This window comes from Streptomyces sp. NRRL S-920 (assembly GCF_000717945.1).
GTDB classification, from domain to species: Bacteria; Actinomycetota; Actinomycetes; order Streptomycetales; family Streptomycetaceae; genus Streptomyces; species Streptomyces alboniger.
This window is the reverse complement of record NZ_JODF01000040.1, coordinates 40,888-65,807: the sequence shown is the minus strand read 5'-3', so window position 1 is coordinate 65,807 and position 24,920 is coordinate 40,888. Positions and strand designations below refer to the sequence as shown.

Annotated in this window: 27 protein-coding genes, 1 tRNA gene and 2 pseudogenes; 18 read left to right on the top strand and 12 right to left on the bottom strand. The window is 68.7% G+C overall.

Going from position 1 to position 24,920, the window contains the following annotated elements:
* Nucleotides 1-27: 27 nt before the first annotated feature.
* The 3 genes from IG54_RS0125605 to IG54_RS43855 all read right to left on the bottom strand — a co-directional run bounded on the left by IG54_RS0125605 (nucleotide 28) and on the right by IG54_RS43855 (nucleotide 1,540).
* The gene (locus IG54_RS0125605) at nucleotides 28-393 is read right to left on the bottom strand and encodes a PH domain-containing protein (protein WP_030788999.1); all 366 of its coding nucleotides are present in this window, start codon (nucleotides 391-393) and stop codon (nucleotides 28-30) included.
* 140 nt (nucleotides 394-533) lie between these two features.
* Complete coding sequence (locus IG54_RS0125600; RefSeq protein WP_158708928.1) at nucleotides 534-794, bottom strand: hypothetical protein; 261 nt, start codon at nucleotides 792-794, stop codon at nucleotides 534-536.
* Nucleotides 791-1,540: a serine/threonine-protein kinase gene (locus IG54_RS43855; RefSeq protein ID WP_420712280.1), complete on the bottom strand. Its 750-nt coding sequence runs from the start codon at nucleotides 1,538-1,540 to the stop codon at nucleotides 791-793. The genes IG54_RS0125600 and IG54_RS43855 overlap by 4 nt, the downstream gene beginning before the upstream one ends.
* A 199-nt stretch (nucleotides 1,541-1,739) precedes the next feature.
* On the opposite strand from IG54_RS43855, the gene IG54_RS0125585 reads away from it, so the two are divergent.
* The 3 genes from IG54_RS0125585 (at nucleotide 1,740) to wecB (ending at nucleotide 4,628) form a co-directional block, all read left to right on the top strand.
* Nucleotides 1,740-1,964: a hypothetical protein gene (locus IG54_RS0125585; RefSeq protein ID WP_234336345.1), complete on the top strand. Its 225-nt coding sequence runs from the start codon at nucleotides 1,740-1,742 to the stop codon at nucleotides 1,962-1,964.
* A gap of 118 nt (nucleotides 1,965-2,082) precedes the next feature.
* Complete coding sequence (locus tag IG54_RS0125580; RefSeq protein ID WP_158708927.1) at nucleotides 2,083-3,429, top strand: glycosyltransferase; 1,347 nt, start codon at nucleotides 2,083-2,085, stop codon at nucleotides 3,427-3,429.
* On the top strand, nucleotides 3,426-4,628 hold the full coding sequence (wecB, locus tag IG54_RS0125575) for a non-hydrolyzing UDP-N-acetylglucosamine 2-epimerase (RefSeq protein WP_234336344.1): 1,203 nt from the start codon (nucleotides 3,426-3,428) through the stop codon (nucleotides 4,626-4,628). Before IG54_RS0125580 ends, wecB begins: the two co-directional genes overlap by 4 nt.
* Nucleotides 4,629-4,668: 40 nt before the next feature.
* Here wecB and IG54_RS0125570 read toward each other — a convergent pair whose 3' ends face one another.
* Nucleotides 4,669-5,343, bottom strand: a complete 675-nt coding sequence (locus IG54_RS0125570) for a DUF4232 domain-containing protein (RefSeq protein ID WP_030788983.1) — start codon at nucleotides 5,341-5,343, stop codon at nucleotides 4,669-4,671.
* Nucleotides 5,344-6,288: 945 nt separating this feature from the next.
* Here IG54_RS0125570 and IG54_RS43100 point away from each other — a divergent pair.
* The 3 genes and pseudogenes from IG54_RS43100 to IG54_RS43095 all read left to right on the top strand — a co-directional run bounded on the left by IG54_RS43100 (nucleotide 6,289) and on the right by IG54_RS43095 (nucleotide 8,362).
* Complete coding sequence (locus IG54_RS43100) at nucleotides 6,289-7,647, top strand: AAA family ATPase (protein ID WP_234336343.1); 1,359 nt, start codon at nucleotides 6,289-6,291, stop codon at nucleotides 7,645-7,647.
* A pseudogene (locus IG54_RS43850) lies at nucleotides 7,610-7,939 on the top strand (HNH endonuclease); the annotation flags it as partial. The gene IG54_RS43100 and the pseudogene IG54_RS43850, both read left to right, overlap by 38 nt.
* Nucleotides 7,940-8,155: 216 nt before the next feature.
* Entirely contained in the window at nucleotides 8,156-8,362 is a 207-nt protein-coding gene (locus IG54_RS43095; RefSeq protein ID WP_234336342.1) for a hypothetical protein, read from the top strand.
* A 528-nt stretch (nucleotides 8,363-8,890) separates the two neighbouring features.
* Here the strand turns inward: IG54_RS43095 and IG54_RS43090 are convergent.
* The 3 genes from IG54_RS43090 to IG54_RS0125560 are packed head-to-tail and all read right to left on the bottom strand — an operon-like array spanning nucleotide 8,891 to nucleotide 10,156.
* Nucleotides 8,891-9,274: a hypothetical protein gene (locus IG54_RS43090; protein ID WP_420712282.1), complete on the bottom strand. Its 384-nt coding sequence runs from the start codon at nucleotides 9,272-9,274 to the stop codon at nucleotides 8,891-8,893.
* Nucleotides 9,271-9,702, bottom strand: coding sequence for an ATP-binding protein (locus IG54_RS0125565; protein ID WP_030788981.1), 432 nt, complete (start codon nucleotides 9,700-9,702; stop codon nucleotides 9,271-9,273). The genes IG54_RS43090 and IG54_RS0125565 overlap by 4 nt, the downstream gene beginning before the upstream one ends.
* Before the next feature lie 46 nt (nucleotides 9,703-9,748).
* Nucleotides 9,749-10,156: an NUDIX hydrolase gene (locus IG54_RS0125560; protein WP_030788979.1), complete on the bottom strand. Its 408-nt coding sequence runs from the start codon at nucleotides 10,154-10,156 to the stop codon at nucleotides 9,749-9,751.
* A gap of 107 nt (nucleotides 10,157-10,263) precedes the next feature.
* Between IG54_RS0125560 and IG54_RS0125555 the strand changes: the two genes are divergently transcribed.
* The 10 genes and pseudogenes from IG54_RS0125555 (at nucleotide 10,264) to IG54_RS0125515 (ending at nucleotide 17,230) form a co-directional block, all read left to right on the top strand.
* Nucleotides 10,264-11,049 (top strand): GntR family transcriptional regulator, encoded by a 786-nt coding sequence (locus IG54_RS0125555; protein WP_030788977.1) that lies wholly within the window; start codon nucleotides 10,264-10,266, stop codon nucleotides 11,047-11,049.
* Between the two features lie 164 nt (nucleotides 11,050-11,213).
* Nucleotides 11,214-11,570, top strand: coding sequence for a hypothetical protein (locus tag IG54_RS0125550; RefSeq protein WP_030788974.1), 357 nt, complete (start codon nucleotides 11,214-11,216; stop codon nucleotides 11,568-11,570).
* Nucleotides 11,570-12,943: pseudogene (locus IG54_RS43085) on the top strand (FtsK/SpoIIIE domain-containing protein); the annotation flags it as partial. The gene IG54_RS0125550 and the pseudogene IG54_RS43085, both read left to right, overlap by 1 nt.
* A gap of 66 nt (nucleotides 12,944-13,009) precedes the next feature.
* Nucleotides 13,010-13,687 (top strand): DUF2637 domain-containing protein, encoded by a 678-nt coding sequence (locus tag IG54_RS43485; protein ID WP_324615430.1) that lies wholly within the window; start codon nucleotides 13,010-13,012, stop codon nucleotides 13,685-13,687.
* A 30-nt stretch (nucleotides 13,688-13,717) separates the two neighbouring features.
* Nucleotides 13,718-13,909: a mobile element transfer protein gene (locus IG54_RS0125540; protein WP_030788970.1), complete on the top strand. Its 192-nt coding sequence runs from the start codon at nucleotides 13,718-13,720 to the stop codon at nucleotides 13,907-13,909.
* Nucleotides 13,910-13,923: 14 nt separating this feature from the next.
* The gene (locus IG54_RS0125535; protein WP_030788966.1) at nucleotides 13,924-14,118 is read left to right on the top strand and encodes a hypothetical protein; all 195 of its coding nucleotides are present in this window, start codon (nucleotides 13,924-13,926) and stop codon (nucleotides 14,116-14,118) included.
* A 25-nt stretch (nucleotides 14,119-14,143) separates the two neighbouring features.
* On the top strand, nucleotides 14,144-14,389 hold the full coding sequence (locus tag IG54_RS0125530) for a hypothetical protein (RefSeq protein WP_030788963.1): 246 nt from the start codon (nucleotides 14,144-14,146) through the stop codon (nucleotides 14,387-14,389).
* A 171-nt stretch (nucleotides 14,390-14,560) separates the two neighbouring features.
* Nucleotides 14,561-15,856 (top strand): replication initiator, encoded by a 1,296-nt coding sequence (locus IG54_RS0125525; RefSeq protein WP_030788960.1) that lies wholly within the window; start codon nucleotides 14,561-14,563, stop codon nucleotides 15,854-15,856.
* A complete protein-coding gene (locus tag IG54_RS0125520) occupies nucleotides 15,849-16,061 on the top strand; it encodes an excisionase family DNA-binding protein (protein ID WP_030788957.1) in 213 nt (70 codons plus the stop codon). Before IG54_RS0125525 ends, IG54_RS0125520 begins: the two co-directional genes overlap by 8 nt.
* Nucleotides 16,061-17,230 carry a tyrosine-type recombinase/integrase gene (locus IG54_RS0125515; RefSeq protein ID WP_030788953.1) on the top strand — a complete coding sequence of 390 codons (1,170 nt, stop codon included), beginning with the start codon at nucleotides 16,061-16,063 and terminating at the stop codon, nucleotides 17,228-17,230. The genes IG54_RS0125520 and IG54_RS0125515 overlap by 1 nt, the downstream gene beginning before the upstream one ends.
* Nucleotides 17,231-17,280: 50 nt before the next feature.
* Here IG54_RS0125515 and IG54_RS0125510 read toward each other — a convergent pair.
* Nucleotides 17,281-17,354: transfer RNA gene (locus IG54_RS0125510), tRNA-Gly, on the bottom strand.
* Between the two features lie 544 nt (nucleotides 17,355-17,898).
* Between IG54_RS0125510 and dcd the strand changes: the two genes are divergently transcribed.
* Nucleotides 17,899-18,474, top strand: a complete 576-nt coding sequence (dcd, locus tag IG54_RS0125500; protein WP_030788950.1) for a dCTP deaminase — start codon at nucleotides 17,899-17,901, stop codon at nucleotides 18,472-18,474.
* An 8-nt stretch (nucleotides 18,475-18,482) separates the two neighbouring features.
* Entirely contained in the window at nucleotides 18,483-18,980 is a 498-nt protein-coding gene (locus tag IG54_RS0125495; RefSeq protein WP_030788947.1) for a phosphoribosyltransferase, read from the top strand.
* A gap of 85 nt (nucleotides 18,981-19,065) precedes the next feature.
* Here the strand turns inward: IG54_RS0125495 and IG54_RS0125490 are convergent, their stop codons facing one another.
* The 4 genes from IG54_RS0125490 to IG54_RS0125475 all read right to left on the bottom strand — a co-directional run bounded on the left by IG54_RS0125490 (nucleotide 19,066) and on the right by IG54_RS0125475 (nucleotide 24,894).
* On the bottom strand, nucleotides 19,066-20,034 hold the full coding sequence (locus IG54_RS0125490; protein ID WP_030788944.1) for a Yip1 family protein: 969 nt from the start codon (nucleotides 20,032-20,034) through the stop codon (nucleotides 19,066-19,068).
* 119 nt (nucleotides 20,035-20,153) lie between these two features.
* A complete protein-coding gene (locus IG54_RS0125485) occupies nucleotides 20,154-21,593 on the bottom strand; it encodes an FG-GAP-like repeat-containing protein (protein ID WP_030788941.1) in 1,440 nt (479 codons plus the stop codon).
* Nucleotides 21,594-21,685: 92 nt separating this feature from the next.
* Entirely contained in the window at nucleotides 21,686-23,167 is a 1,482-nt protein-coding gene (locus IG54_RS0125480) for an FG-GAP repeat protein (RefSeq protein WP_078594480.1), read from the bottom strand.
* 257 nt (nucleotides 23,168-23,424) lie between these two features.
* The gene (locus IG54_RS0125475; RefSeq protein ID WP_158708926.1) at nucleotides 23,425-24,894 is read right to left on the bottom strand and encodes an FG-GAP-like repeat-containing protein; all 1,470 of its coding nucleotides are present in this window, start codon (nucleotides 24,892-24,894) and stop codon (nucleotides 23,425-23,427) included.
* Between the last annotated feature and the right edge of the window lie 26 nt (nucleotides 24,895-24,920).

Sequence of the window (24,920 nt, the reverse complement as noted above, 5' to 3'; positions counted from 1 at the left end):
GATGCAACGAGGCGCCCGGAGACAGCCCTAGCGGGCGACGAACTGCGTGAGGATCGCCTGCACTTCGTAGATGTCGACGCCCTTGGTGAACGTCTTCTGGAGCGGCGTCGGGTTGCCGGAGATCCAGATCTTCAGCTCGGCGTCCAGGTCGAAAGTCCCGGCCGTCTCGACGGCGAAGTGCGTGATGCTGCGGTACGGCACCGAGTGGTACTCGACCTTCTTACCGGTTATGCCCTGCTTGTCGACCATGATCAGCCGACGGTCGGTGAACAGCATGGTGTCGCGTATCAGCTGGTACGCGGCGTGCACCTGCTCACCGTGACCGAGTAGACGCGCGTAGTCGCCCTGCGCCTTCGACGGGTCGACGGTGTGCGCGTTTCCGAAAAGTGCCATGTAATGCCCCCCACTGGATGGTCACCGCTCGCGGTGGCCGATCCCCTTTTGTTCCCCGTGCCCGGGACGAGCCACGGGATCGGCCAACCCTACCCGGGGGCGCGGGCGCCTTCCTGGGCGGAGGCCACGGCGCCGGCGGATCAGACGTTGATGCAGAGATTCTCGGGATCTGAGGGCAAGTACACGGGGCACCCGTGGCTGGGTCGGGGGACCACCCGGTACTTGGTGGCGGCGGACCAGCAGGGGACCTTGACCCATTCCCACTCGGCGAACGGTGGGTCGTCGCGGTCGTTGGTCGTATGGCCGTTGGTTTCGTGGACGCAGTCGCCTTCCCGGGCGGAGGACACGTCGCCGTGGACGCCGCCGCTGACCACCCAGTTCGCGAAGGATTCTTCAGTCACGTACAGCAAGAGAAACAGGCCGAGGAGGACTGCACCGAGGGCAAGCAGGCCGCTCTCCCACTCGCTCTCCTCTGAGGGTTCCTCTGACGGTTCCTTTGACGGTTCCTTTGAGGGCTCCTTGGAGGCGGGAACGAATGCCGCAGCAGCGGGAGGGGCCTGCCCCCTGTCGCGCGGTGCCTCTGGTTCGGGGAGTGGCCTGAGCTGCGACTTGCTGTACTGCTTGGTCTTCCGGGCCGATGAGTTGAGCAGTTCGAGGGCCTCGGTGGCGGTGGGGAGAGGTAGGGGAGGGAGCCGATGACCATGCCGGTCGCGGTGAGCGTGGAGTCGCCCCGGCTGGTCGCGATGCCGAAGTCGGTGAGCAGGATGGTGCGGTCGGCTGTCACCATGACGTTGGCGGGCTTCACGTCCCGGTGGACGATGCCCCGCTGGTGGGCCGCTTCGAGGGCTTGCAGGAGTGCGTCGGCGATGCGCCCGGTACTGCCCACCGACAGGCGCTTCTTCTTCACGAGGTGTTCCTGGAGGGTGCCACCGGTCACCAGCTGCATCACGATCCAGGGCGCCTCATCCACGATGACGACGTCGTGGACGCTGACAATGTGCGGGTGGTCCCGGAGCTTTGCCGCGTTGCGCGCCTCGCGTCTGGCGATGTCCTTGGCCGCCCAGACCCGGCCGAAGCCACCCGTGCCCAGGACGTGCGACAACCGGAAGCGGCCGCCTAACAGCAAGCCTTCCACCCCTTGGGTCATAGCCGCCCGCCCCTCGTCCGTGCTACCGCCGGTTCGGTAATGGTGACGATGTTGCCAGGGTTCACGGAATCCGTCCCGATCCGTGCGACGACTGGGATGCTCGCCCCCGGAGGCGGGCACCGAATCGGCCATGGCGGCCGCCGCGGAGTGAAGCTCTGCCCACAGGTCTGAGAGGATCGGGGCCCGTACGTAGGGCCCGATGAAGGCCAGGCCAGGTGGGGTGGGGATGTCGATGATGGTGTTGCTGCTCTGCATGGGGGTGCTGATCGCGGCGGCGGGCCTCGGGGCCGTCGTGTGGGCCGCGCGGGGCGGCCCGCGCTGGGTCCACGGCGTGGCCAAGGCCACGACTGCCGCGGCGGAGTTGGCCGCGTCGGCCACCAAAATGAGCCGTCGCGGCGGGGGCAACGGCAACACCACCGATTAGGCCGCGTCAGCCGCACCGCCCTCCAGGCACGCTAGGTGTTTGCTCGGTCACCTGGAGTGCGGGATCATGAGCGCCTCGGCGGGCTGAAGGGCGTGTTGTGGACTCGTTGGATGCCGTCGTGCGCGACGTTGCTTTCCTCATCATGGCGGTCACGTTGGTCTACAACGGCCCCGTGATCATCAGCGGCATCCTGTTCGCCCGCCGCGGCGGCGCATCGCTGCGCGGGCAGCTCGCGTTGAGTGGCGGAGTGCCGGTGGCGCCGCCCGGCCATTGGACGGTGTTCGTCCTGATCCCCTGCCTGAATGAGGAGCGGGTCATCGGCAACACCGTACGTTGCCTGCTCGGCCTCCAGCCCGGCGTCCGGGCCGTGGTGATCGACGACGGCAGCGACGACCGTACGGCCGCACTGGCACAAGCCGCGGGTGCGGGCCGTATCGAGGTGATGCGGCGGGCGCTGCCCGAGGCCCGGCGCGGAAAGGGAGCCGCTCTCAACACCGGTCTTCGGCACGTGCGCCACCGGGTGCGGGACGAGGGCCTCGATCCGGCGCGCGTCCTGGTGTGCGTGCTCGACGCGGACGGCCGGCTGACGCCGGGGGCCACCGCCCGCGTGGCGGCGCTGTTCGAGGCGCCGGAGGTCGGTGGCGCGCAGCTGGCGGTGCGGATCCGTGACCGCGGCCATGTCGCCCTCCGGTTCCAGGACTTCGAGTTCTGGGGGCTGAGCGCGATCAGCCAGTTCGGCCGGGTGGCCACGGGGTCGGTGAGCATGGGAGGCAACGGCCAGTTCACCCGCCTGTCCGCGCTGGACAGCGTGGGCGAGCAGCCGTGGTCGTCCTCCCTGACCGAGGACCTCGACCTGGGCATCAGCCTCGCGGTGCACGGCTGGACGGTGACGTCCACGACGGGCGCCTACGTCTCCCAGCAGGGGCTGACCAGCCCTCGCCGCCTGCTGCGCCAGCGCACCCGCTGGCACCAGGGCCACATGACGGCCCTCGCGCGCCTTCCCCAGCTGTGGACCGCCCCCGGCATCCGGCGCGGGACCCGTATCGAACTCACGGGATACCTCCTGATCCCCTACCTGATCACCCTGCCCTGGTCCGTCGTCCAGCAGTACCTGCTCCTGCGCCTCGTACAGGGGCACGGGCCGGGGCTGTTCGCCCTCCCGGTGGGGCCGTTGTGGCTCCAGGCGCTGAGCGGCCTGGGCTGCTACGCGCTGGCCTTCGCCGGGCACCTGGCCGTGGCGGCCGTCTACTGGCGGCGCACGGGCGACCAACCCCTGTGGAAGACGCTGGTCTACTCCCACGCCCTGGTGCTGTGGGTGTACGTCAGTTTCATCGCCGCATGGCGAGCCGTGGGCCGCATGATCACGCTGCGCAGGGGGTGGGCCAAGACCGAGCGTTCCCAGGAGGAGCCCCTGGTGGCGGCGGCGGACCCGCGGGCGCCCGCGGACATGGGCTCTCGGACGTGAGCGATGCGCCTGTCATGACGGGCACGCCCGTGCGAGCCATGCTCGTCCTCGGCACCCGGCCGGAAGCCGTCAAGCTGGCGCCCGTGGCCCGCGCCATAACCGCCTCCCCGCTGTTCGAGCCGCTCGTGGTGACCACCGGGCAGCACCGCGAGATGCTCCACCAGATGCTGGACCTTCTCCGGACGGGTGACCGCACCGACCTCGACGTCATGCGGGAACGCCAGCAACTGTCCACCCTCACCGCCCGGTTGGTCGACGGCCTGGGCACGGTGATCCGGGAGCGGCGTCCCGACCTCGTCGTCGTCCAGGGCGACACGACGACGGCGCTGACCGGCGCCCTGGCCGCCTTCTACGAACGGGTGCCCGTCGCGCACGTAGAGGCCGGGCTGCGTACGGGCATGCTGGACAACCCCTTTCCGGAGGAGCTGAACCGCATCCTCATCGCCCGTATGGCGCGCTGGCACTTCGCGCCCACCGCGGGTGCTGCCGCCCACCTGAGATCCGAGGGCGTACCGGAGCGCGCGGTGTTCGTCACCGGCAACACCGTTGTCGACAACCTGCTGTGGGTGCTCGCCACGGGAACAGGCCGCAGCCACTTCACCACGTCGCTGCGGCGCATCCTGCTCACCCTGCACCGCAGGGAGAGCCACGGCGGGACCATGCGCGACATGGCGGGTGCGGTACGGACTCTCGCCGACCGGGAGGACGTCGAGATCCTGCTCCCTCTCCACAAGAGTCCCGCGGTCCGCGAGGTTCTGCTCCCCGCGCTCGCCGCGCACCCGCGCATCCGCGTGGTGAAGCCCCTGGACTATCCCGACTTCTCCGCGAGCCTCGCCGCCTGTGACCTCGTCATGACGGACTCGGGCGGTGTCCAGGAGGAAGCGCCGGCCCTGGGCAAACCGGCCCTGATCCTGCGCACGGCCACGGAACGGACGGAGGCGGTGGAGGCAGGCGCCGCGCAACTGGTGGGCACCGAACCCCGCGCGATCGTGGACGCGGCGACGAGACTGCTGGACGACCCCGAGGCGTACACGCGGATGGCGACCGCCGAGAACCCCTTCGGAGACGGCCACGCCTCCCGCCGCATCCTCGCCCACCTGGCCACGGGCCTCAGGGCGCCCATCCCCGCCGCCGCACTGCCGCCGACGTCACCGGCCCCTCGCCCCGCACCCCACGCGGAGCCCACCGGGGCACGCTGACGACGCCCGCCCCCCTGCTTACTCAGACACTCGCAACGGCTCAGAAGTCGTCGGCGCCATTACGCAGCTCGTAAGTCCAGTACCCGGTGGCCCACTTGGCCGGGTCCACGGCGATGCCACCCTTGCCCGGAGCGGTGACGGCAGCCATGCCGCCCCCGCCCTGGAGCGTCACGGAGAAGCCGTTGACGATCTCGGTGTCCTCGTCGGTACCCCCGTCCGACAGCCTGACCAGCGCGTACGCCGGGGCCCCCGCCTTGAGGACGACGGGCGCGGCGGGCTTGCTCTTGGCGACGGGCGGCACGTTCTCGCGGTGGCTCTCCAGGAACTGGATCTCCGGATAGCCGGTCATCTTGCAGCTGTGCCCCGAGGTGTTCTTCGCGGTCAGGACGATGTGGGTGTAGGGCGGGCCGTTGTGGCGGGCGGCGCTGATGGAGAGGTCCTTGGCGGCGCAGACGGGGGCGGTACCCGTGGCATCGGAGGCGGGGGAGGCCTTGCTGCCGCCGCTCTTCGCGGCCGAGGCGCCCGCCTCGGACGACGCGGACGCGCCCGGCGACTTGGACGAGGAAACGGCAACGGTCCCGTCGGACCCGCCATGCCCGCCCGTCCCGGACGCCTTGACCCCCGAACCGCCACCACAGGCGGTGAGCGACAGCGCGAGCGCCGCGGTGGCGCCGGCGGCGGCGAGAACGGTGGTGCGGCTGCGGAACGTACGCATGGGACTTCCCCTGAGAGATAGAACGAGAGGCAGACCCGAGCGACCAACTGCCCCGCTGCCATCCCCAACCCTGCCGCCCACCACTAACGCCCCGCTGCCGCGCTACTCACGTCCGGCTGCCGTCCCTCCGTGGACGGGCCGCGCTCAGCGCCACGGACGACATCCGGCACCGGACGCGCCGGGGCCGCGTGGCGACAGCCTCGGCGGCGGTACTCATCGCCCTGGCCCTGTCCCCGGTAACCAAACTCCGAACCCTGCCCCGGCCCCCAGCCGACCCAGACACGCCCCCAGCCGCCGGGCGACCGACACAACAAAAAGACCCAGGTCGCTGACCTGGGCCTCAATTCAAGAGCGGGTGACGAGAATCGAACTCGCACTCTCAGCTTGGGAAGCTCGGGTGATCTAGGGGGAGTTGGGTTTCTGGCCTGCGGCTGAGCACTCTGACGACCCCTCGGCGCGGCCGACTTCGTGCCCGCCATTCCCCGTGGTTCCCCGGCTAACCTGGCACGGTTCTGGCACGGGTCCGAGCAGGAAGGCAGACGGGTCACTATCCGGTTCTCGGAGGGCGTGAGCTCAGTTCTCCGGGCTTCGGCATAACCCGTCCAGTGTCGCAGATCAACTCGGGGAGCCCAGGCCACAGCGGGGTGGAGGTGGTCACCTGTGGGTGCCGACTGTCAGCGTTCGTCGGCTTCGCACGGCCCAGGGACGGCCCAGACGCGGCGCTTGGAAGATGCGGGCATGCCATGGTGGGGCGGTCAGATCGTCCCGTGCCGCCACCGTGCCGGGTCGCCGAGTGTCGCTGCCGTCCGCCGTCGTTGCCGTCAGCGCTGCCGTCACTTTCCGCGACGGACAGTCGGCCGCTGGTGTCACGTCCGCACAGACGATGCACCGCCTTAGAATCAGCCTAAGCTGCAATCAACGGAGTAAAGAATGTACCTAGCGCGCGTGAAGATTACCGAAATTCGAGGCTTCTTCGGAAATCGCACGGTTGAGCTCGACTTCCTTCGCCCAGATGGCAGCTATGCCGGATGGACGGTCATTGCGGGGCGCAATGGGTCTGGGAAAACTTCAATCCTGCGTGCGATCGCACTGACGCTAGGTGGATCCAAAGTCGCTCAGACAATGGCACCCAATTACGCTACATGGCGTTCGAGTGACCAAAAAGATGGCTTGATCGCTGCACAGTTGTATCTTGATGCAGACGAGGCTGAGTCTGTCGTATTCTCAAATAAGCCAGCCAGTCCAGGGATTCACGCTGAAGTAGAAATCAAGCTCCCCATCCCACGGGAAGCAAAGTCGAAAGGCGGCATTCGCTCATACGTTCAGTCCGAGTGGATGGAAGTGATGATTTCCCCTCGACTCGATGATGATGAGGAAGAAGCGCAACCCACTCCGGTCACAGATGCTCTATTTGCCGCCGGGTATGGGGCATTCAGGCGCCTCTCTCGAGAGATGGCAGACATTCGTGAAAAGTCCGACGTATTGGAAAGGGCTAACCGCTTCTCTACACTATTCAATGAGGATGCATCACTGGCAGAAGGAGTCGCCTGGCTAGTAGGACTGCACCTACGGCGTCTAGAAGGCGACACAGAAGCCGAATCGGTCCTGGAAACAGTCCTAAATCTCTTGAGCGAAGGCCTGCTGCCTGACGGCTGCACGGTTGAGGAGGTTAACTCAGGCGGCCTTTGGGTTAATCGAGGCGGTCAAAGCTTCCCCCTTCGCGAGATGAGCGACGGATACAGAACCGTGTCTGCCCTCGTATTGGATCTTGTGCGCCACCTATTCGCGCACTACGGCGATCTCAACGTGACGCAGCACGATAATGGACTTTCAATTGACCTGGCGGGGGTCGTGTTGATTGACGAAATCGACGCACATCTTCATGTCAGTTGGCAGATGCGTGTAGGTGAATGGCTAAAGGATCACTTCCCTAAAATTCAGTTCATCGTCACAACTCATAGCCCATACATCTGCCAAGCCGCTGACCCTGCCGGGCTGATTCGCCTGCCTGGGCCAGACGAGGATGCCCCGGCACAGATCGTTGATGCTGAATTGCATCAACGCATCGTGTACGGCAGCGGTGACGATGCAGCCTTGTCGTCTCTCTTCGGCCTCGATAGCCCATATTCGAAACGGGCTGAGGAAGCCCGTCGCGACCTTGTGGGATTGGAAGAGAAGGTGCTCTCAGGGGAAGCGACAGAATCAGAAGTGAAGCAATTTGAAGCCCTTTCTCACAAATTGCAGAGCTCTCTCAGTGCGCGTGTTGATGAGGTGGCCGCGAGGCTGGTTAATAGCGATGATTAAACTAGATCGCGTCAGTGCAGATGCTTCGCTTCTCGCGCGCCTAGACCGGAAAACGAAAAACTTAGGCAACAACCCCACAGTAGATTTTACCCGGTCGCAATGGAAGGGAGCGCGAACCCTTCGAAGAGATATCCTCGGACTACTCGAACGCATGGCGCCCGGCGTCCACAGATGTATGTACTGCGGGGACAGCCTCGGAACAGACATTGATCACTTTGAACCGTTGTCGAGAAATCCACACCGGGCATTCGAATGGATGAACCACCTACTTGCATGCTCCCACTGCAACAGCAACAAGAAGAGGGACCAGTATCCGTGCGATAGTTGCGGTGATCCTCTTTTGATTGACCCCACGCGCGAAGACCCGTATGACCACATCAGACTGGTCTTCACCACGGGCAAGTACATCCCAAGGTCCCCGAAAGGTATGGCGACAATTGAGGTTTTTGGCCTTTCACGGATCTCCCTAGAGCGAGGCCGCGCATCCGCGTTTATTAGAAATAAGTCCATGTTGCGCGATTTCAACGGACAGTTGATTCAGGGGAACGTTTCAGCGGTCGAGGAAGTGAAGAACTCTATGCTTGAACAGCCCTTCGCGGACGTCTTTTTTGCGATGCTTCAGCAGGCAGAAGCGCCTGGCGCCTCCATCGTATTTGGTGGCGATGTTGTAGAGGCATTGAAGGCATGGAATAATCTTTCGATACAGCAGCGGTGATGCCTCAATGGGCAAGCAAAGCGCCATCGAGCGCACTCGGTAGCTGAGCAAGCATTTTGGGTCTCGATGCCGCCACGCCGTGCATGGTAGCCAGATGGGCTGACAGAGAGCCCATTTTTCAACAGCAACCTTCCCCAGCTCCCATCCCGTCTGCCGTCGACCCACACACCGTGGAGCGGGCGTGGCTCAGGGCGTCAAGGTGGAGCGCGCCACTGTACGAACGACCTTGACGCCCTGAGCCACGGCTGCTCGGCTCTGCCTGGGTCGACGGCAGACGGGATGGGAGCCCCCGCACCAGCCACTCACGGCCGGCACTCGCAAACGGCGCCCCTGCCATCTCGGAGCCTGAGCGCCCCCGCCGGAGGCATGTCTTTGACCTGCGGGTGACTTCCTCGCTTCTGCCCGCATGCACGTAGCGCGCCGCCGGGCGCGGCCAGCCGGGGCGCAGACAGGAGGCAGGCCGCGCCGCAGAGGCGGCGCGCGCCCGCGCCGTGCGCGGGCTCTTGAACCAGTAGAGAAAGTTGTAACTCAGCCGGTCTGCCGAGGCTTGAAGTCGTGGGCGCAGGCCGGGAGTTTTGCCGCTTGGCGGTGTGCGAGGGGTAGGAAGAGGGCTGGTCGTATCGTCCAGGTGATGCGTGTGTCCGAGTGAGTCACTGAGACCGTGCAGGGCTGCATCTGGAGAAGGGCTCTGCGGGTGCGGACGCGGCCCTCGTACAGCCACTCCCAGGCTTCGCCTGAAGCGTGAGTGTTCAGTGCAGGGGAGATCGTGCGGAGGGCCACCGCTACCCACCGATCCGCCTGCGGTGCAGAGTAGGCGTCGAAGGATGCTCGTAGCTGGGGCCCCGCACGGCCGTCCGTGGCGGTGGGCTCCGTCCAGCACTCGCACCAGTAGCCGCGTCGGAGCTTGGTCATCCGCATCGTTGGCCTCCCCTGCCGGCCTCGGTGAAGAAAGCCGCGGTGACCGTGTGGCCGTGGTCGCTGTCGTTGACGATGACGCGGTGCGCGATGGCGCTGACCATCTCCAGGCCCCGGCCGTGTTCAGCCTCTTCGTCCTGGTGCTCGACCTTGGGGGCGGTTCCCGTGCCTCCGCCGTCGGTGACCGACAGGGTGAGCATCTGCGGGGATACCTCGATGGCCAGGGAGAAGCTGCCCGACTGGTGACCGCTGGCCGTGTGCAGGAGCGCGTTCGCGCTCAGCTCGCTCACGATCAACTCGGCGTCCTCCGCCAGGGGCGAGTCACGAAGGATGTCCCGCGTCCAGCGTCGGGCCCTGCTGACCTCTTCTGGGAAACCTGGGCAAGTGAGGCCCCAGACTCGGATAGTGCTCGTATACTCGTGCATACAAGTTCCTTCGTGCTGGTAGGCCGCCATGTGCAGCGGGTTCGAGCTAGACGAGTTTCACGCCGTCGTGGGCGCGGATGGCCGGTGGGGAAGCCGCGTCGAGTGCGTCCAGGACGCGGATCGCGTAGGCCTCGTCGGCGAGTTCGGTGACTTCTTCGCGGGTCGCCCAGCGCAGAGCTCGGGTCTCGCCGCCGGTCGTGGGCGTACCGTCGGCGGCCTCGCAGCGGAAGACCATGGAGACGATCAAGCCCGCCATGTTCTTGTAGATGCCTGTGAGGGTCGCCGGAAGCACAATCTTGATTCCGGTCTCTTCGAGGACCTCGCGTTGCAGGGCGTCGGGGATGGTTTCCTCGCGTTCGAGGATGCCGCCCGGGGGTTCCCACTTGCCGTTGTCACGGCGCTTGATCAGGAGGGCACGATCCTGATCGTCGACGATGACTCCGGCAACGCTCACGGAGTGCGGACGGTCAGTGCTCACGGTCCTCGACCCTCTCGGATAGCTAGGCTTTCCACCGTAGCAACAACACTCGCCCACTCGTCTAGATACCTAAAGGAGTACACGTGACGTCACTCCCGAGCCTGCTCGGCGACATCGACCCCACGAGTGATCGTGCGGTCTTCCGACAGATCGCCGACCAGCTGCGCGAGGCCATCGACCGTGGGCGATTCAAGGAGAGCGAAAAGCTGCCTTCGGAGGCCGAACTCGTCGAGCACTACGGCGTATCCCGGATGACCGTTCGGAACTCCTTCTCCGTGTTGCAGGGCGAGGGCCTGGTCCATGCCGAGCATGGCAAGGGTGTCTTCGTACGGCCCCGGCCGCCTGTCCGGCGGCTGGCCTCCGACCGTTTCGCCCGGCGCCACCGTGATCAGGGCAAGTCCGCCTTCGTCGTCGAGGCCGACGCCGCGGGCAGCCACCCCCAGGTCGACAGCCTGGAGGTCAAGGAGGAGAAGGCCAGTCAGGACATCTCCACACGGCTTGGCTCGGTGCGGCGGGTGCTCGCTCGTCGGCGGCGGTACCTGCTCGATGGCCGGCCGGTCGAGTTCGCCACCTCGTACCTCCCGCTCGACATCGCACGTGGTACGCAGATCGCCGAACCCAACCCCGGTCCCGGCGGCATCTATGCCCGCCTCGAAGAACTGGGCCACCACCTCGACCACTTCGACGAGGAGATCCGGGCCCGAATGCCCGCACCGTCCGAGGTGAAGACGCTCCGGCTGGCCTCCGGTGTACCCGTGATCCACCTGGTCCGCACCGCGTACGACACCGAAGGACGGGCCGTGGAGGTCTGCGACACCGTCATGGCGGCGGATGCCTACGTCCTGTCGTACCAGCTCCCGGCCACGTGAGGGGCTGACGGCTGTGGCGTGCGGTGGTCCGCACCCCGAACTCGTATACGCCAACAGGCCTACTCGTATAGACGAGTTGGCGAGTTGTGTGGCACAGTGGACGGCGTTCCCGGGGATCGGGTTCGAACGCTGCATCTTGTCTAGACGAGTAGATGGGGAGAACCTTGCGAACCATTCGCGTGGAGACCTCGGCCGCGACGATCCTGCTCACTGAGGCGCCCGAGCCCAAGGTCCGCGACCGTCAGACCGGCGAGATCGCCAAGGACGCCACCAGCGGTGAATCGCTGATGACGATCGGCGTCGTCTACATCGAGGAGGGCGAGTCGTCCCTGATCAAGGTGACCATCCCGGAGAGCGGAGTGTCCGAGGGGCTGACGCTCGGTGCGCCGGTCTCGCTGCCGGGACTCGTCGCCCGACCGTGGGAGAGCGTCTTCAACGGCCAGCAGCGGCACGGCATCGCCTACCGCTGTGCCGCCGTCACTCCTGCCGCCTTCCCGGCCGCCATGGGGGCCTCGGCCTGATGACCGATCTGACGACGCTTCTGGAGGTGGGTGGTCCTGTCGCCGCACTCGGCGGCGGGGCTGCCTACACCCGGGCCAAGCACCCCGGGGTCTACTGGTCTGCGGTCGGCCTGCCGATATCCACGGCCCGGCTGCTCAGCTCGTACGGCTCGGTCATGGAGGCCTGCGGCCTGTCCGTGACGCCGTCCCGACTGCGTGTCCTGGCGGTCAAGGCCACAACCCGTGGGGAGATCCGTCCCGTACCGCCTCGGCGCGGAATCATCCGCCCGACCACGACCGGCTTACGGCTCCGTCTGCGGCTCGCACCGGGCCAGGAACCCGCCGACGTGGCCGCCTCGGCCGAACGGCTGCGCCACGCCTGGGGAGTTCACGCCGTCTACGTGACCACGGTCAAGCCTGGCGTGGTCGACCTGCGACTCGTCGGCTATGACGTGCTGCGAGAGGTCCGTATGCCGCGCAAAGCGGTGGGCGGATTCCTGAAAGTGCCCGTAGCGCTGCGGGAAGACGCCACACCATTCGTACGCGACTACCGCGTGGTGCCGCACGGCCTCTCCCTGGGCGCCACCCTGTCGGGCAAGTCCATGTACCTGCGGCACCTCGTTGCCGGGCTCGCACCGCAGCCCGTCGCCCTGGTCGGCATCGACTGCAAGCGCGGTGTGGAGCTGGCGCCCTTCGCCTCGCGGCTGTCGGCGCTCGCCACCGATCCCGAGCAGGCTGCCGAGTTGTTGCCCGTGCTCATCAAGGAGATGGAGGACCGGTACGACCTGATCAAGGCACGCCAGAGGATCGCACCGGGCACGCCGAACGAGGAGATCACCTCCGACATCTGGGGGCTTCCCGAACAGGAACGACCCGTGCCCGTCGTCCTGTTCGTCGACGAAGTGGCGGAACTCTTCCTCGTCGCTACGAAGAAGGAGGAAGAGCGGCGGGACGAGATGGTCACTCAGCTCATCCGGCTTGCCCAACTCGATCGCGCGGCCGGCATCTACCTGGAGGTGTGCGGGCAGCGGTTCGGCGCTGAGCTCGGTAAGGGCGCCACGATGCTCCGGGCCCAGTTGACCGGCCGCGTCTGCCACCGCGTGAACGATGAAGCTTCCGCGAAAATGGCGCTCGGCGATGTCGCCCCCGAAGCGGTCTCCGCCGCCTGTGCTATCCCTGCCGAACGGCCCGGCCTCGCCGTTGCCGGTGACACCTCGGGCGGCTGGTCCCGCATCCGCACGCCGTATCTCTCCCTGTCCGACGCCGCCGAAACCTGTCGCGCGTCGGCCCACCTGGTTTCTGACCTGCCCGCGCTGAAGCCCTTTCGGCCCTCCGTGCCCGCGCAGCCGGTCGAGTCCGCGGCCGCCCCGGTCGTGCAGCCGCGACCGATCACCGGCTTAGCCGCACTCTCCTGCACCCCGGTCGGCGTGACCGTCTCGCGCCAAGTCCCTGCCCCTGCCATGCCTGAATCCGGAAGGAGCCGCACCATGCGCGCCCAACTCGCCCGTATCGATGCGGTGCTCGTACAGGCCGTCATCGCGGCAGCCTTGTCCTTCGCCCACCTGCACGACGTCGCCTCGGCGGCTGGACAGGACGGGTGGAAGGCGTGGGCCTATCCGATCTCGGTCGACCTGCTGCTCGTCGCCGCCTGGCGTCGACTGCGGACCGGTGAGGCCAAAGCCGCGGGCTGGTGCTGGTTCGTCATCGCGCTCGCGGCTTCCCTCGGCGCGAACGTCGCCACCGCCGGACTGCTCGACATGAATCATGTGCCGGCCTGGCTCCGCATCCTCGTCGCGGGCTGGCCTGCGGTCGCCTTCCTCGGCGGGACGCTCCTCGCGCACTCGACGCCGACACCGCCCGACGAGGTCCGGGAGCAAGCCCCCGATGGCATCGACGACCAGGAGGACGCGCCCGATCCCGTACCGGAGCTCTCGTCGTCACCGGCCCCGGCCACCGAGTCCGCCCCCACCTCGACCCCTCCGCTCACCGTTGCCCTCCCGGCCGCCCTCGTCGACCACGCCCGCAAAGTCGCCACCGAACACCACGCCCGCACCGGCACTGCCATCGACACCACGACCCTGCGCGCCCGTCTCGGCGTCCCGATGCCCATGGCCGACGCCATCGCCGCTCAGCTCTGAAAACCCGGAACGTCCCGAAGGGAGATCCACATGAGCGCCAACCGTCGCTTCCGCTCCGTCACCCGTATCGGTCCCGTCCAGGTCGGCACCGCGTACGACGGCCGTGGTCGCGAGAAGCACACCGCCGCGTGTACGGCCCCGCGCTGCGGCTTCTCCGCCGACTACGACAGCCGCGCCGCCGCCGAGTTGGCCGCCCGTACCCACCGTTGCCCCGTTCGCTGAAAGGACCCGCTCCCGTGACCGTCAGCCTGCCGCTCGTGTTCGTCCTCGGCCTCTTCGCCTGGGGAGCGGTCAAGCTCCTCGGCGTCCGCACCTGGATCGTCGTGGTGATCGCCCTCTTCGGCTTCTGGCTCTCGCACACCTTCATGGCCCCGGCCATCGAATCCGGCACGCGCTCCGGCGTGGACGTCGTAAACGGCTCACATGACTAGACGAGTAGGTAAGGAGACCTTCGCCGTGTTCCTGCCCAGGTACCCCGACAGCCCGACGCCCCCGCCCGTCCACCACCACACGGTGGCCGACCCGACGCCCGTGCGGCGGTCCGCGCCTCAGATCTCCATCACGAGCGGGGCGGTCGTGGCCGTGCTCGTCGGCGGCGTCGTGCTGACCGCGCTCCTGGCCGCTGTCGCCGTGTCGGCCACCTCCGTCGCGGTGTGTGCCGTGGTCATCCGCTCGATGCTCCGCGACCAGCGCCGTCACTGACCTGCCCGGCTCCAGACACACCCAGGCCCCCGGGACGGCCCTGATACCGCCAAGCATCCGCCGCCCCGGGGGCCCTGTCCCTCCTGATCGAAGCCAGAAGGAGAAGCCATCATTACCCGCACCACCCCGCCCCCGCTCAGCGAACTCGGTCAACTGGCCGCAACTGGCACCATGCCCGCGCTCCTGCGCCAGCTCTCCGGCCTCGGCGGCTGCACGCACCCGATCCGCCTCGACGGCCACCGCACCGAGCACGCTGTCGACACCCGGACTGGCGAGATCGGCAACGTCCTCCGCCACCTCGACTCGGCCACCCTCCCGGCCGGTCACCTCCTGGTCCGCTGCAACAACCGCCGTACGACCCGCTGCCCGGCCTGCGCGGAGGTCTACCGTCGCGACACCTTGCACCTGATCACCTCCGGCCTGCGAGGCGGCAAGGGCGTCCCCGAGCGCGTCGCCGCCCACCCCCGCGCCTTCGCCACCTTCACGGCCCCCGGCTTCGGCCCGGTCCACAACCGCCCCACGGGCCCGGCCCGAACGGTCCGCCCTTGCCGTTGCGGTGTCGTCCACGACCAGGACGACACCGCCCTCGGCACCCCGCTCGACCCGGACACCTACGACTACGAAGCAGCCGTGCTCTGGAACGCTCACGCGGGCCTGCTCTGGCGGCGCTTCTCGATCTACCTCCGCCGGGAGGTCGCCAAGCGTGCCGGCCTCACCCAACGCGCTTTCCGCGAGTACGCACGGATCTCCTTCGCCAAGGTCGCCGAGTACCAGAAACGTGGTGCGGTCCACTTCCACGCGGTCATCCGCATCGACGGCCCGGACGGCGGCGACACCCCGCCCCCGGCCTGGGCAACCCCCGAGCTGTTGACCGACGCCATCCGCGCCGCTGCGACCGCTGCCCGTGTGGATGGCCCGGTCATCGACAACCGCGCGCACGCCTTCACCTTCGGCCACCAACTCGACGTACGCACCATCCGGTCCGTCGGCTTCGACGGCGGTCAGGAGCTGTCTGAGCGGGCCGTCGCCGCGTACATCGCCAAGTACGCGACTAAGGGCGCCGAAACCGCCACGGGAGCGCTGGACCGTCCCCTCAAGTTCCTCGCCGAACTCGCCCAGCTCGACATCAGCGACCACGCCCGCCGCATGATCCGTACCGCACGGGCCCTCGGCGCCCGCAAGGAACTGGAAGAACTCCGGCTCCGGGCCTGGGCCCACATGCTCGGCTTCCGAGGCCACTTCTCCACGAAGAGTCGCCGCTACTCCGTCACCCTCGGCACACTCCGCGACGCCCGAGCCGAATGGCGCCGGGCCCAAGCCGTCACCGACGACCAGGACGCCCCAGACACGACCCTCGTCCTCGCCCACTGGGTCTACGCCGGAACCGGCCTCACCGACGCCGAAGCCTGGCTTGCCGAAACCCTCGAACCCGCCCCCGGAACCGAAGGGGAGCCCACCCGTGGCTGAGCGCCATCTCTCCGTCGACCAGGTCGCCGAGCTGCTCGGCACGACCGCCCGTTTCCCGCGTCGGCTCATCGAGGAGCGCCGCATCCGGTACGTGAAGGTCGGCCGCCACGTGCGCATCCCGGAAAGCGCGGTCGAGGAGTTCATCACCTCCCACACCGTCGAGCCGATCAAGCGGTCCCGTGCTCGCTACGGGAGGGCTGCCTGATGGCGAACAGCAGGGGGAGGCGTCGCCGCTTCGGTGCGATTCGGCGGCTGCCGTCCGGCCGCTACCAGGCGCGGTATCCGGGGCCGGACGGCGTGATGCGCCCGGCGCCGTTCACCTTCGAGACGTCGGCCGATGCTGACGACTGGCTGGCCGAGAAGCAGACCGAGATCCGCAGAGGTGATTGGCGGGACCCAGAGGCCGGGGCCGTCAACCTTCGCGCCTACGCAGACAAGTGGGTCGAGGAGCGCGAACTCAGCGTGCTCACGCGCGACCTGTACCGTTACCTCCTAGACCGCCACATCCTCCCGACCTTCGGTGATGACGACCTCGACGAGATCACCGCGCCCCGCGTCCGCACCTGGCGCACCGAGCGTCTTCGTACCGGTGCCAAGACAGCGACCGCCAAGGCGTACCGCCTCCTCAAGGCCATCATGGAGACCGCCGTCGACGACGACCTGATCCGCCGCAACCCGTGCCGCATCAAGGGCGCGGGTGCGGAGAAGGCACAGGAACGGCCTACGGCCACCGTCGCGCAGGTCGATGCCCTCGCCGAAGCGGTCGGCATGCGGTGGCGCCTCATGGTCTACCTCGGCGCCTACGGCCCGACCCGGCCCGAGGAACTGGCGGGGCTCCGCCGCCGGGACGTCGACCTCGACGCTCTGCGCATCACGGTGCGGACGGCCGAACCTGAGAGGACGAACGGGCGACGCGCGCCCGGCGACACCAAGTCGGACGCCGGTACCCGCACGATCTACCTGCCCGCGTTCCTGGAGCGTGAGGTTCGCTGGCACATGGAGTCGTTCGCCGAGGAAGGACCGAACGGGCTCGTCTTCGTCGGTGATCGGGGAGCGCCCTTCCGCCGGAGCACCTTCGGCAAGTACTGGCGTAGGGCGCGCACGGTCGCCGGTCTGCCGGACAACTTCCGGTTCTACGATCTCCGCCACACCGGGCACACCCTGTCGACCCGATCCGGCGCGACCCTGAAGGACACGATGGTTCGCGCCGGCCAGTCGTCCGAGAAGGCGGCGATGATCTATCAGCACTCCGAGGAGGAGCGTCAGCAAGAGGTCGCGGGGATGCTCGATCGGAGTGTTCGGAAGGCCCGCCGGGCTGTGGCACGGAAGCCGGATGATCAAGCATCTGGCACGGATGTGGCACGCGACGGCTGAGCGGAAGCGGACAGCAGAAAGGCCCGGGTCAATGACCTGGGCCTTCTTCGTGGAGCGGGTGACGAGAATCGAACTCGCACTCTCAGCTTGGGAAGCTGATGTTCTACCACTAAACTACACCCGCGAAACGCCCCGCTAGAAGCGGTGTCGTAACGTCGCACACTCTACCTCATCACGGGCCCCGGGCGCTCTCGCCCCGGGGCCCGCGTGCTGTCCGGGAGGCGGATGCGCCGTGCGGTGGGAGGGAGTTGGGGCGTACCGTGGGTGGGCCGTCCGAGGGGCGCGGCTTAAGTCGTGCCGCCTGGAGTGGCGTCCCTTTCATACCGTAATGTGGCATTCGTCGTCGGCTCGGAAACGAGCCTCAGGCGTACGAGTTCACATACGGCTCTGGGGAAGGGACTCGAGGACTTGATGGACCGCACCGTCGTCCGATGTGCCGAAGGGCACGTGTTCAGCACCGCGTCGTTCCCGATGCAGCAGGCGGGCCGGCTCGGTCCCGGCCGGCTCATCCGGTGTCCGCGCTGCGCCCGGCTCCGGCACTCCGTGCCGGTGACCTTGCAGAAGCGGTAGGGCGGGGCCCGGAACTCCGTAAGCAGGAAGGCAGCGCGCGACGCCCTCACGGTCGACGAGATTGTGGTGGGCCCGCGCGCTCTGCGTATCCTCGGTGCGTGCTTCTCTCAGACAAGGACATCCGGGCCGAGATCGACTCCGGACGGGTGCGGATCGACCCGTACGACGAATCCATGGTGCAGCCCTCGAGCATCGACGTGCGGCTGGACCGCTACTTCCGGGTGTTCGAGAACCACCGCTACCCCCACATCGACCCCTCCGTGGAGCAGGCCGATCTGACGCGGCTCGTGGAGCCCGAGGGCGATGAGCCGTTCATCCTGCACCCCGGGGAGTTCGTGCTCGCCTCGACGTACGAGGTCGTCAGCCTCCCCGACGATCTCGCCAGCCGGCTGGAGGGCAAGTCCAGCCTCGGGCGGCTCGGGCTCGTCACGCACTCCACCGCCGGGTTCATCGACCCGGGGTTCAGCGGGCACGTGACCCTTGAGCTGTCGAACCTCGCGACGCTGCCGATCAAGCTCTGGCCGGGCATGAAGATCGGGCAGCTGTGTCTGTTCCGGCTGACCTCGTCCGCCGAGGAGCCCTACGGCTCGGCGCGGTACGGGTCGCGTTACCAGGGGCAGCGCGGGCCGACCGCCTCCCGGTCCTTCCTCAATTTCCATCGGACGCAGGTGTGAGCAGCGGTATGAGTGACGTACGCGAGAACCTTACGTACGAGAAGTTCGGCGGCGCCGTGCGCGAGCTGGCGCAGACCATCGCCGACGACGGGTACCAGCCCGACATCATCATCTCCATCGCCCGCGGTGGTGTCTTCGTCGCCGGTGGGCTCGCCTACGCGCTCGACTGCAAGAACATCCACCTCGTGAACGTGGAGTTCTATACGGGGGTCGGGACGACTCTTGAGATGCCCGTCATGCTCGCGCCCGTGCCCAACGCCATCGACTTCACCGACAAGAAGGTGCTCATCGCCGATGACGTCGCCGACACCGGCAAGACGCTGAAGCTCGTGCACGACTTCTGCCTCGACCACGTCGCCGAGGTGCGCTCCGCCGTCATCTACGAGAAGTCGCACTCGCTCGTGAAGTGCGAGTACGTGTGGAAGCGCACCGACGAGTGGATCAACTTCCCCTGGAGCGTCGAGCCGCCCGTCGTGAAGCGGGCGGGGCAGGTACTCGACGCCTGACCGGGGTCGTTCAGCTACGCGGGAGGGCCCGGCGGACGTTCAAGTCCGCCGGGCCCTCCCGCATGGTCATGGGCCGTTCCGGCCGCTAGAACGTGCCCAGCTTGACGATCGACAGGATCGCGAGGAGCTGGATCGAGGCCGCTCCCAGCGCCTTCGGCCACGGCAGCTCGTGGGACTTGCTCACCATGGTCGTCAGCAGCGCGCCCGCCGCCAGCCAGGTCGCCCAGCCCAGGAGCTGGACGAAGGGCTGGCCGCCGCCCAGGAACATCGCCACGATCACGCGGGGCGCGTCCGTCAGCGACATGATCAGCATGGAGAGGCCGACCGTCGGCTGCCAGGCGCCGTCGCCGCCGAGCTGGCGGGCGAGGGTGTGCGTGACCACGCCCAGGATGAACGCGCTGATGGTGATCGCGACGCCGGTCGTCAGGACGTACGGGACCGCCGCCGAGAGTGTGGCGTTGATCGCGTCGGAGCGGGCGTCGTCGAAGCCGAAGATCGCGAGCAGGCCGTAGAGGAACGTGACGACGACCGCCGGGGCCCACATCGCGTAGTCCCGCATCTGGAGGAAGGTCGGCGCCGGGCGCAGCACGATGCCGCGCAGCAGGTCCTTCCAGTGCAGGCGCGGGCCGATGGGCGCGGGGGCCTGGCCCGCACGGTAGGTGTCGCCCTGGTTGTAGGGGTCGTCCCCGATGGAGAAGGCCTGGGTGTGCCCGGGGTTGTTGGCCGCGTACGGGTCGTAGCCGCCCTGAGGGCCGGGGCCGGGACCATGGCCGGGGCCCTGGTCGCCGAAGTACTCCGGCTCCCCGTGACCGCCGCCGCCCGCCTGCGGCCACTGCTGGCCGCCACCGCCGCCACGCTGCTGCGGGCCGCCGCCCCCGTACTGGGGGCCGCCACCGCCGTACTGCTGCGGGCTCGGCGGCACGGGTGGGTAGCCGTACGGCTGCTGCTGGCCCTGGGGGGCCTGCTGTCCGTACGGCTGCTGCCGCGGTTGTTGTTGCGGTCGCGCTTGCGGGGCGCGGTTGTCCCGGCCGCGTCCGATCCTGAATCCAGCCACGAATCGAACGTACCTGGTCTCACGGAGCGGGGTCGTCCCCCCTCGGGAGGAGAGCGGCTTTGCGGCCGACCTGTGACAACCCTTAGGGGAAACCCCGAGGCCCGCACCGGCTGAGCGGCTCAGCGGCTCAGGACCGCCCCGTACGCGTACGGGGCCGAAGACGCGGGCAGGCCGAGGGAGTTCGGGGTGACGACCGAGCCGCCCGCGGTGACGGAGGGCAGGTTCCACACGCCGCCCGCCGAGGCGTTCTCGCCCGGCGCCGCGACGGAGAGGTCCGGGCGGCCGTCGCCGTTGTGGTCGGCGGTGGCGAGCGCCGCGCCGAAGGCGTCGCCCTGCTCGGCGGTGCCGCGGATGCCGGGGGAGTTCTGCTGGTACGCGACCGCCCTCGCCGCCCCCGACGCGTCGAGGATGCCCTTCGGACCGCCCTTGAGGACCGTGACGGCGCCCGCGCGCGCCGCCCCGCCGATCGCCTCGCCGGGAGCACCCGCGATCAGGTCGTCCTTGCCGTCGCCGTCGATGTCCGCGACGGCGAGGGCGTTGCCGAAGTCGTCACCCGTCTCGGCGACGCCGGGAACCCCAGGGGTGTCCTGGTTGAGGGTCTGGCCCTGCCAGATGGGCTCGTCGCCGCCCCCGTAGTGGATGTGGATGCCGCCGCCCTTGGCGATCTCCTCGGGGCCGCACGGGTCGTCGATGTTCTCGTCGGCGATCTCCCGGCAGTTGCCGAGCGCGAGGTCGTCGAGGCCGTCGCCGTTGAAGTCGCCCACGGCGAGCGCGTTGGCGGCGCTGTTGTCGCTGCTCCAGGTCAGGCCGAAGCGGGCCTCGTCCTTGCTGTAGCGGTAGAGCTGGACGTGGGACTGGGTGTGGGGCTGGTTCTGCGTGTAGTAGGCCACGGCCAGCTCGGGACGGCCGTCGGAGTTGAAGTCGCCGGTCGTCATGACGGGGGCGCGGCCGCCCATGGGGTAGGCCATCACGGGCTCGGTCCGTGCCGCGTACGGGTTGAGGTTGGCGACGACCTTGTCCTTGGCGCCGATCGCCAGGTCGACGTCCGTGTCGCCGGTGAAGTCGGCGGCGGCCAGGGCGTTTCCGTAGGCGGCACCGGTCTTGTCGCCGCGAGCGGCCGTGTTGGCCAGGGCGAAGCCGTCGCCGGTGCCGTACAGGACGGTGACCGAGCCCGCGTCCGTCTTGGCGTCGATGTCCTCGCCGGGGGCGCCGATGACGAGGTCGGCGTACTTGTCGTCGTCCACGTACGCCGTGGCGACCGCGCCACCGAAGCGGTCGCCGGCCTCGGGCGTGCCGGGGACCTCGACGGTGGCCTGCGTGATGCGCCGCACGCCGTTTCGGCCCGGCCCGCCCTCGCCGCCGAAGACGACGCTCACGTAACCGGCCCTCGCCTTGCCGTTGACGGTGCCGGACGGCACGCCGACGGCCAGGTCCGCGTAGCCGTCGCCGTTGAAGTCGGCGGTGGGCTTCGCGGGCGCGGCGAGGGCCGGCGCGGCGGGAAGGGCCAGCAGGCCCGTGGTCGTCAGGGACGCGGTCAGGAGGAGGGCACGGATGCGCACGGGGGGCTCCGGGGGATGAGGGGCTGGAGGGATGGGGGCTGGCCCGCGCTCGACGGCGCGGGCCAGGCGGTGGGGAGGCGGCGGAGGGGCGGTCAGTCGGCGAAGTTGGTGCCGAGGCGCGGGGTGCCCGTGCCCGAGATGCCCACGGTGGAGGTGTAGACGCCGGACGTGCCCGAGAGCGTGCCGTCCGTCTTGGAGTCCAGGAGGTAGAAGGCGCCGTTGGAGCCGTTCTCGCCGGACGCGCCGATCGCGAGGTCGCCGCGGCCGTCGTCGTTCAGGTCGTCGACGTGGACCTCCGAGCCGAAGAAGTCGTTCTTCTCGTTGGCGTTCGGGACGCCCGGGGTGTTCTGGCTCAGCAGCACCGCGTTCTTGGTGGAGAGGCCGGAACCGTCCGCGGCGCCGTAGACGACGGTGACCGAGCCCGCGTCGCTGACGCCCTCCAGGTCCTCGCCGGGGGTGCCGACGACCAGGTCGAGGTGGCCGTCGCCGTTGATGTCCCCGAGGTCAAGCTCGGTGCCGAACGCGTCGCCGGTCTCGCCGCTGCCGGGCACGCCCTCGGACTCCTGGGTGATGACCTGGCTGCCGCCGTACGGGCCGGTGGACTTGCCCTTCACGACGTACACGGTGCCGCCCTTGTGCGCGCCGGAGATGCCGTCGTCCCAGGTCAGGCCGATGATGATGTCGCCGTAGCCGTCGCTGTCCGTGTCGCCCACGTCGGTGATGACGCCGCCGGGCAGCCGCTGTACACCGGTCGTCGTGACGCCGTTCGCGCTGCCGGGCAGCCAGAGGTTCGCGTTCTCGCCCCCGGCGACGGAGTAGCCGTCGACGATCAGGTCGTCCTTGCCGTCGCCGTTGACGTCACCGGAGTGCAGGTTGAACGGGCCCGCGTCGGTGCCGCTCTGGATGGGCGGCGTGACGGTGTAGTGGCGGCCGGTGCCGCCGGCGCGGGTGAAGCCGCCCTCGTACACGTCGATGGTGGCCGTGCCGGAACGGGCGCCGAGGGCGAGGTCGTCCTTGCCGTCGCCGTCGAAGTCGCCCGCCTGGAGGGGCCCGCCGAAGAAGTCGTGCTTGGTGGGGCGCGGGTCCTTGAGCGTGGTCCCCCCGGCCAGGCCGTTCTTCGAGCCCCACAGGATCTGTACGGTGCCGCCGTCGACGTCCGAGCCGACGTCCTCGCCGAACGCGGCTACCGCGAGGTCGTCGTACCCGTCGCGGTTGAAGTCGCCGTACGCGGTGTCGGCGCCGAAGCTGTCGCCCTTCTCGGCGTCGCCGGGCACGCCCGCGCTGTTCTGGCTGTACGTGGTGTGGTGCCGCTCGGCGCCGCCGTAGGTCACGGTGACCTGGCCGGCCTCGGCCTTCCCGCCGACGTACGCGCTCGGGGCGGAGGTGGCGAGGTCCGCGACGCCGTCGCCGTTGAAGTCGGCCTCGTCCGGCTGTGTGGCGGGGGCCGGCGCGGCGGTGGCGGTGGTCGCCGTGGCGGTGAGCAGTCCACCGGAGAGCGCGGCAGCGACGGCCGTCGCCGCGGCGAGGCGTATGCGTCCCGGTCTGGTGGCGGTGGTGCGCTTGTGCTGGGCCATGCGGATCTCCTGCGGCAGGCGGGGCGTTCACCGGGCGTTGGCCCTGGCGTCACGCCGTGGTCGGCGAAGGGGAGACCGTCGGGGGGCCTCAAGGGTTGTACGGGAATGGGGAGTTGGGAGAGGTTGCTGGTGTTCGGGGGGTTTGGCGGGGAAACGCCAACGCCGGACGGGCTGGATCTCTCCAGCCCGTCCGGCGTTTGAGGACGAACTCGGCGAAGCCGGTGACTTACCGGCCAACTGAAGACACCGTCCAAGGCCTACCGGCCAAGCACCGCCCCGTACTCCTTGGCGCCCGAGAGCCCCAGCTTGCCCGGCGTCACCGAGGTGACCGGCGGGTTGGGGCCGTCCTTCGGGGTCGCGGCGTACCAGACGCCGCCCTTGCCGTCCTCGCCCGGCGCGCCCACCGCGATGTCCGGGTAGGTGTCGCCGTTGTAGTCGCCGGTGGTTACGGCGGCGCCGAGCCGGTCGCCGGTCTCCGCCGTGCCCGCCACGCCCGTGGAGTTCTGGCTGAAGGAGGGGCCGACGAGGTGTTCGCCGGTGCCGAGCGAGGCGAGGACCGAGTAGGAACCGGCGTTCTTCGCGGTGCCGACGGCCTCGGTGTCGGCGCCGACGATCAGCTCGTCGATGCCGTCCTTGTCGACGTTGGCGGACGCCAGGTGCGCGCCGAAGTTGTCGTCGGCCTCCGCGGTGCCGCCGACCTGCGGGCTGTCCTGCGTGGTGCAGGAGGAGCCGCCGTCGCCGAACGTGCCGCCCTTCTTGCCGTAGACGGTGAGGATGGCGCCGCCGAGGCGGTCCTCGCAGGCGGCGCGCTCGGACTCGGGGTTGGGCTGGACGTGGCCGATGGCGAGGTCGTCGGTGCCGTCGCCGTCGAAGTCACCGGCGGCCAGGGCGGAGTAGGTGGTTTCGCCGCTGGACCACGTCGTCTTCCACGTGCCGGACGCCCGGCTCAGCACCTCGGTGCCGCTGATCTCCATGCCGTCGTACGCCAGGGCGATGTCGTCGCCGCCGTCACCGTCGAAGTCACCGCTGGTCACGACGGTCGGCCCGGCGAAGTGCCAGCCCTGGATACGGGAGAGCGTGGCGGGCGAACCCGCGGTGAACGGGCCCGGCCGCATCGCGAGCGAGCTGCTCTCGTCGAAGTGGGTGTTGAGGGCGATGTCCTTGTCGCCGTCCCTGTCGTAGTCGCCGGTGGTGAGCACCGCCCCGTACCCGCGGGCTTCGCTGTTTCCTCCGGAGGCCGCGGTGAAGCCGCCCTTGAAGCCGCTCGCGGAGCCCCACACGATCGTGACGGTGCCCGCGTCCAGGGCGGCGTCGATGTCCTCGCCGGGGGCGCCGACGACCAGGTCCGCGTAGCCGTCGCCGTTCATGTCGTTCGAGTCGACGGCCTTGCCGAACTTGTCGCCCGCCTCGGCGGTGCCGGGCACGCCCGTGGTGGCCTGGCTGACGGTGACCGAGCCGTGCTTGCCGAGGCCGCCCTTGCCGCCCCAGACGACGTTGACGTATCCGGCGCCGGTCTTGCCGCCGACCGTCGCGCCGGGTACGCCGACCGCGAGGTCCGCGTAGCCGTCGCCGTTGTAGTCGGCGCGGAGCTGGGAGGGCGTGGCGGCCGAGGCGCCGCCCGCCGTCAGGCCCGTGAGGCCGAGGGCCGTGGCGGCGCAGAGGGCGCCCGCGGTGATGAGCTTGTTCCGCGCGGGCCTGCGCGCGGACTTGCGCACGTGCTGAGTCACTGAGATGTCTCCAACTGAGTTAAAGG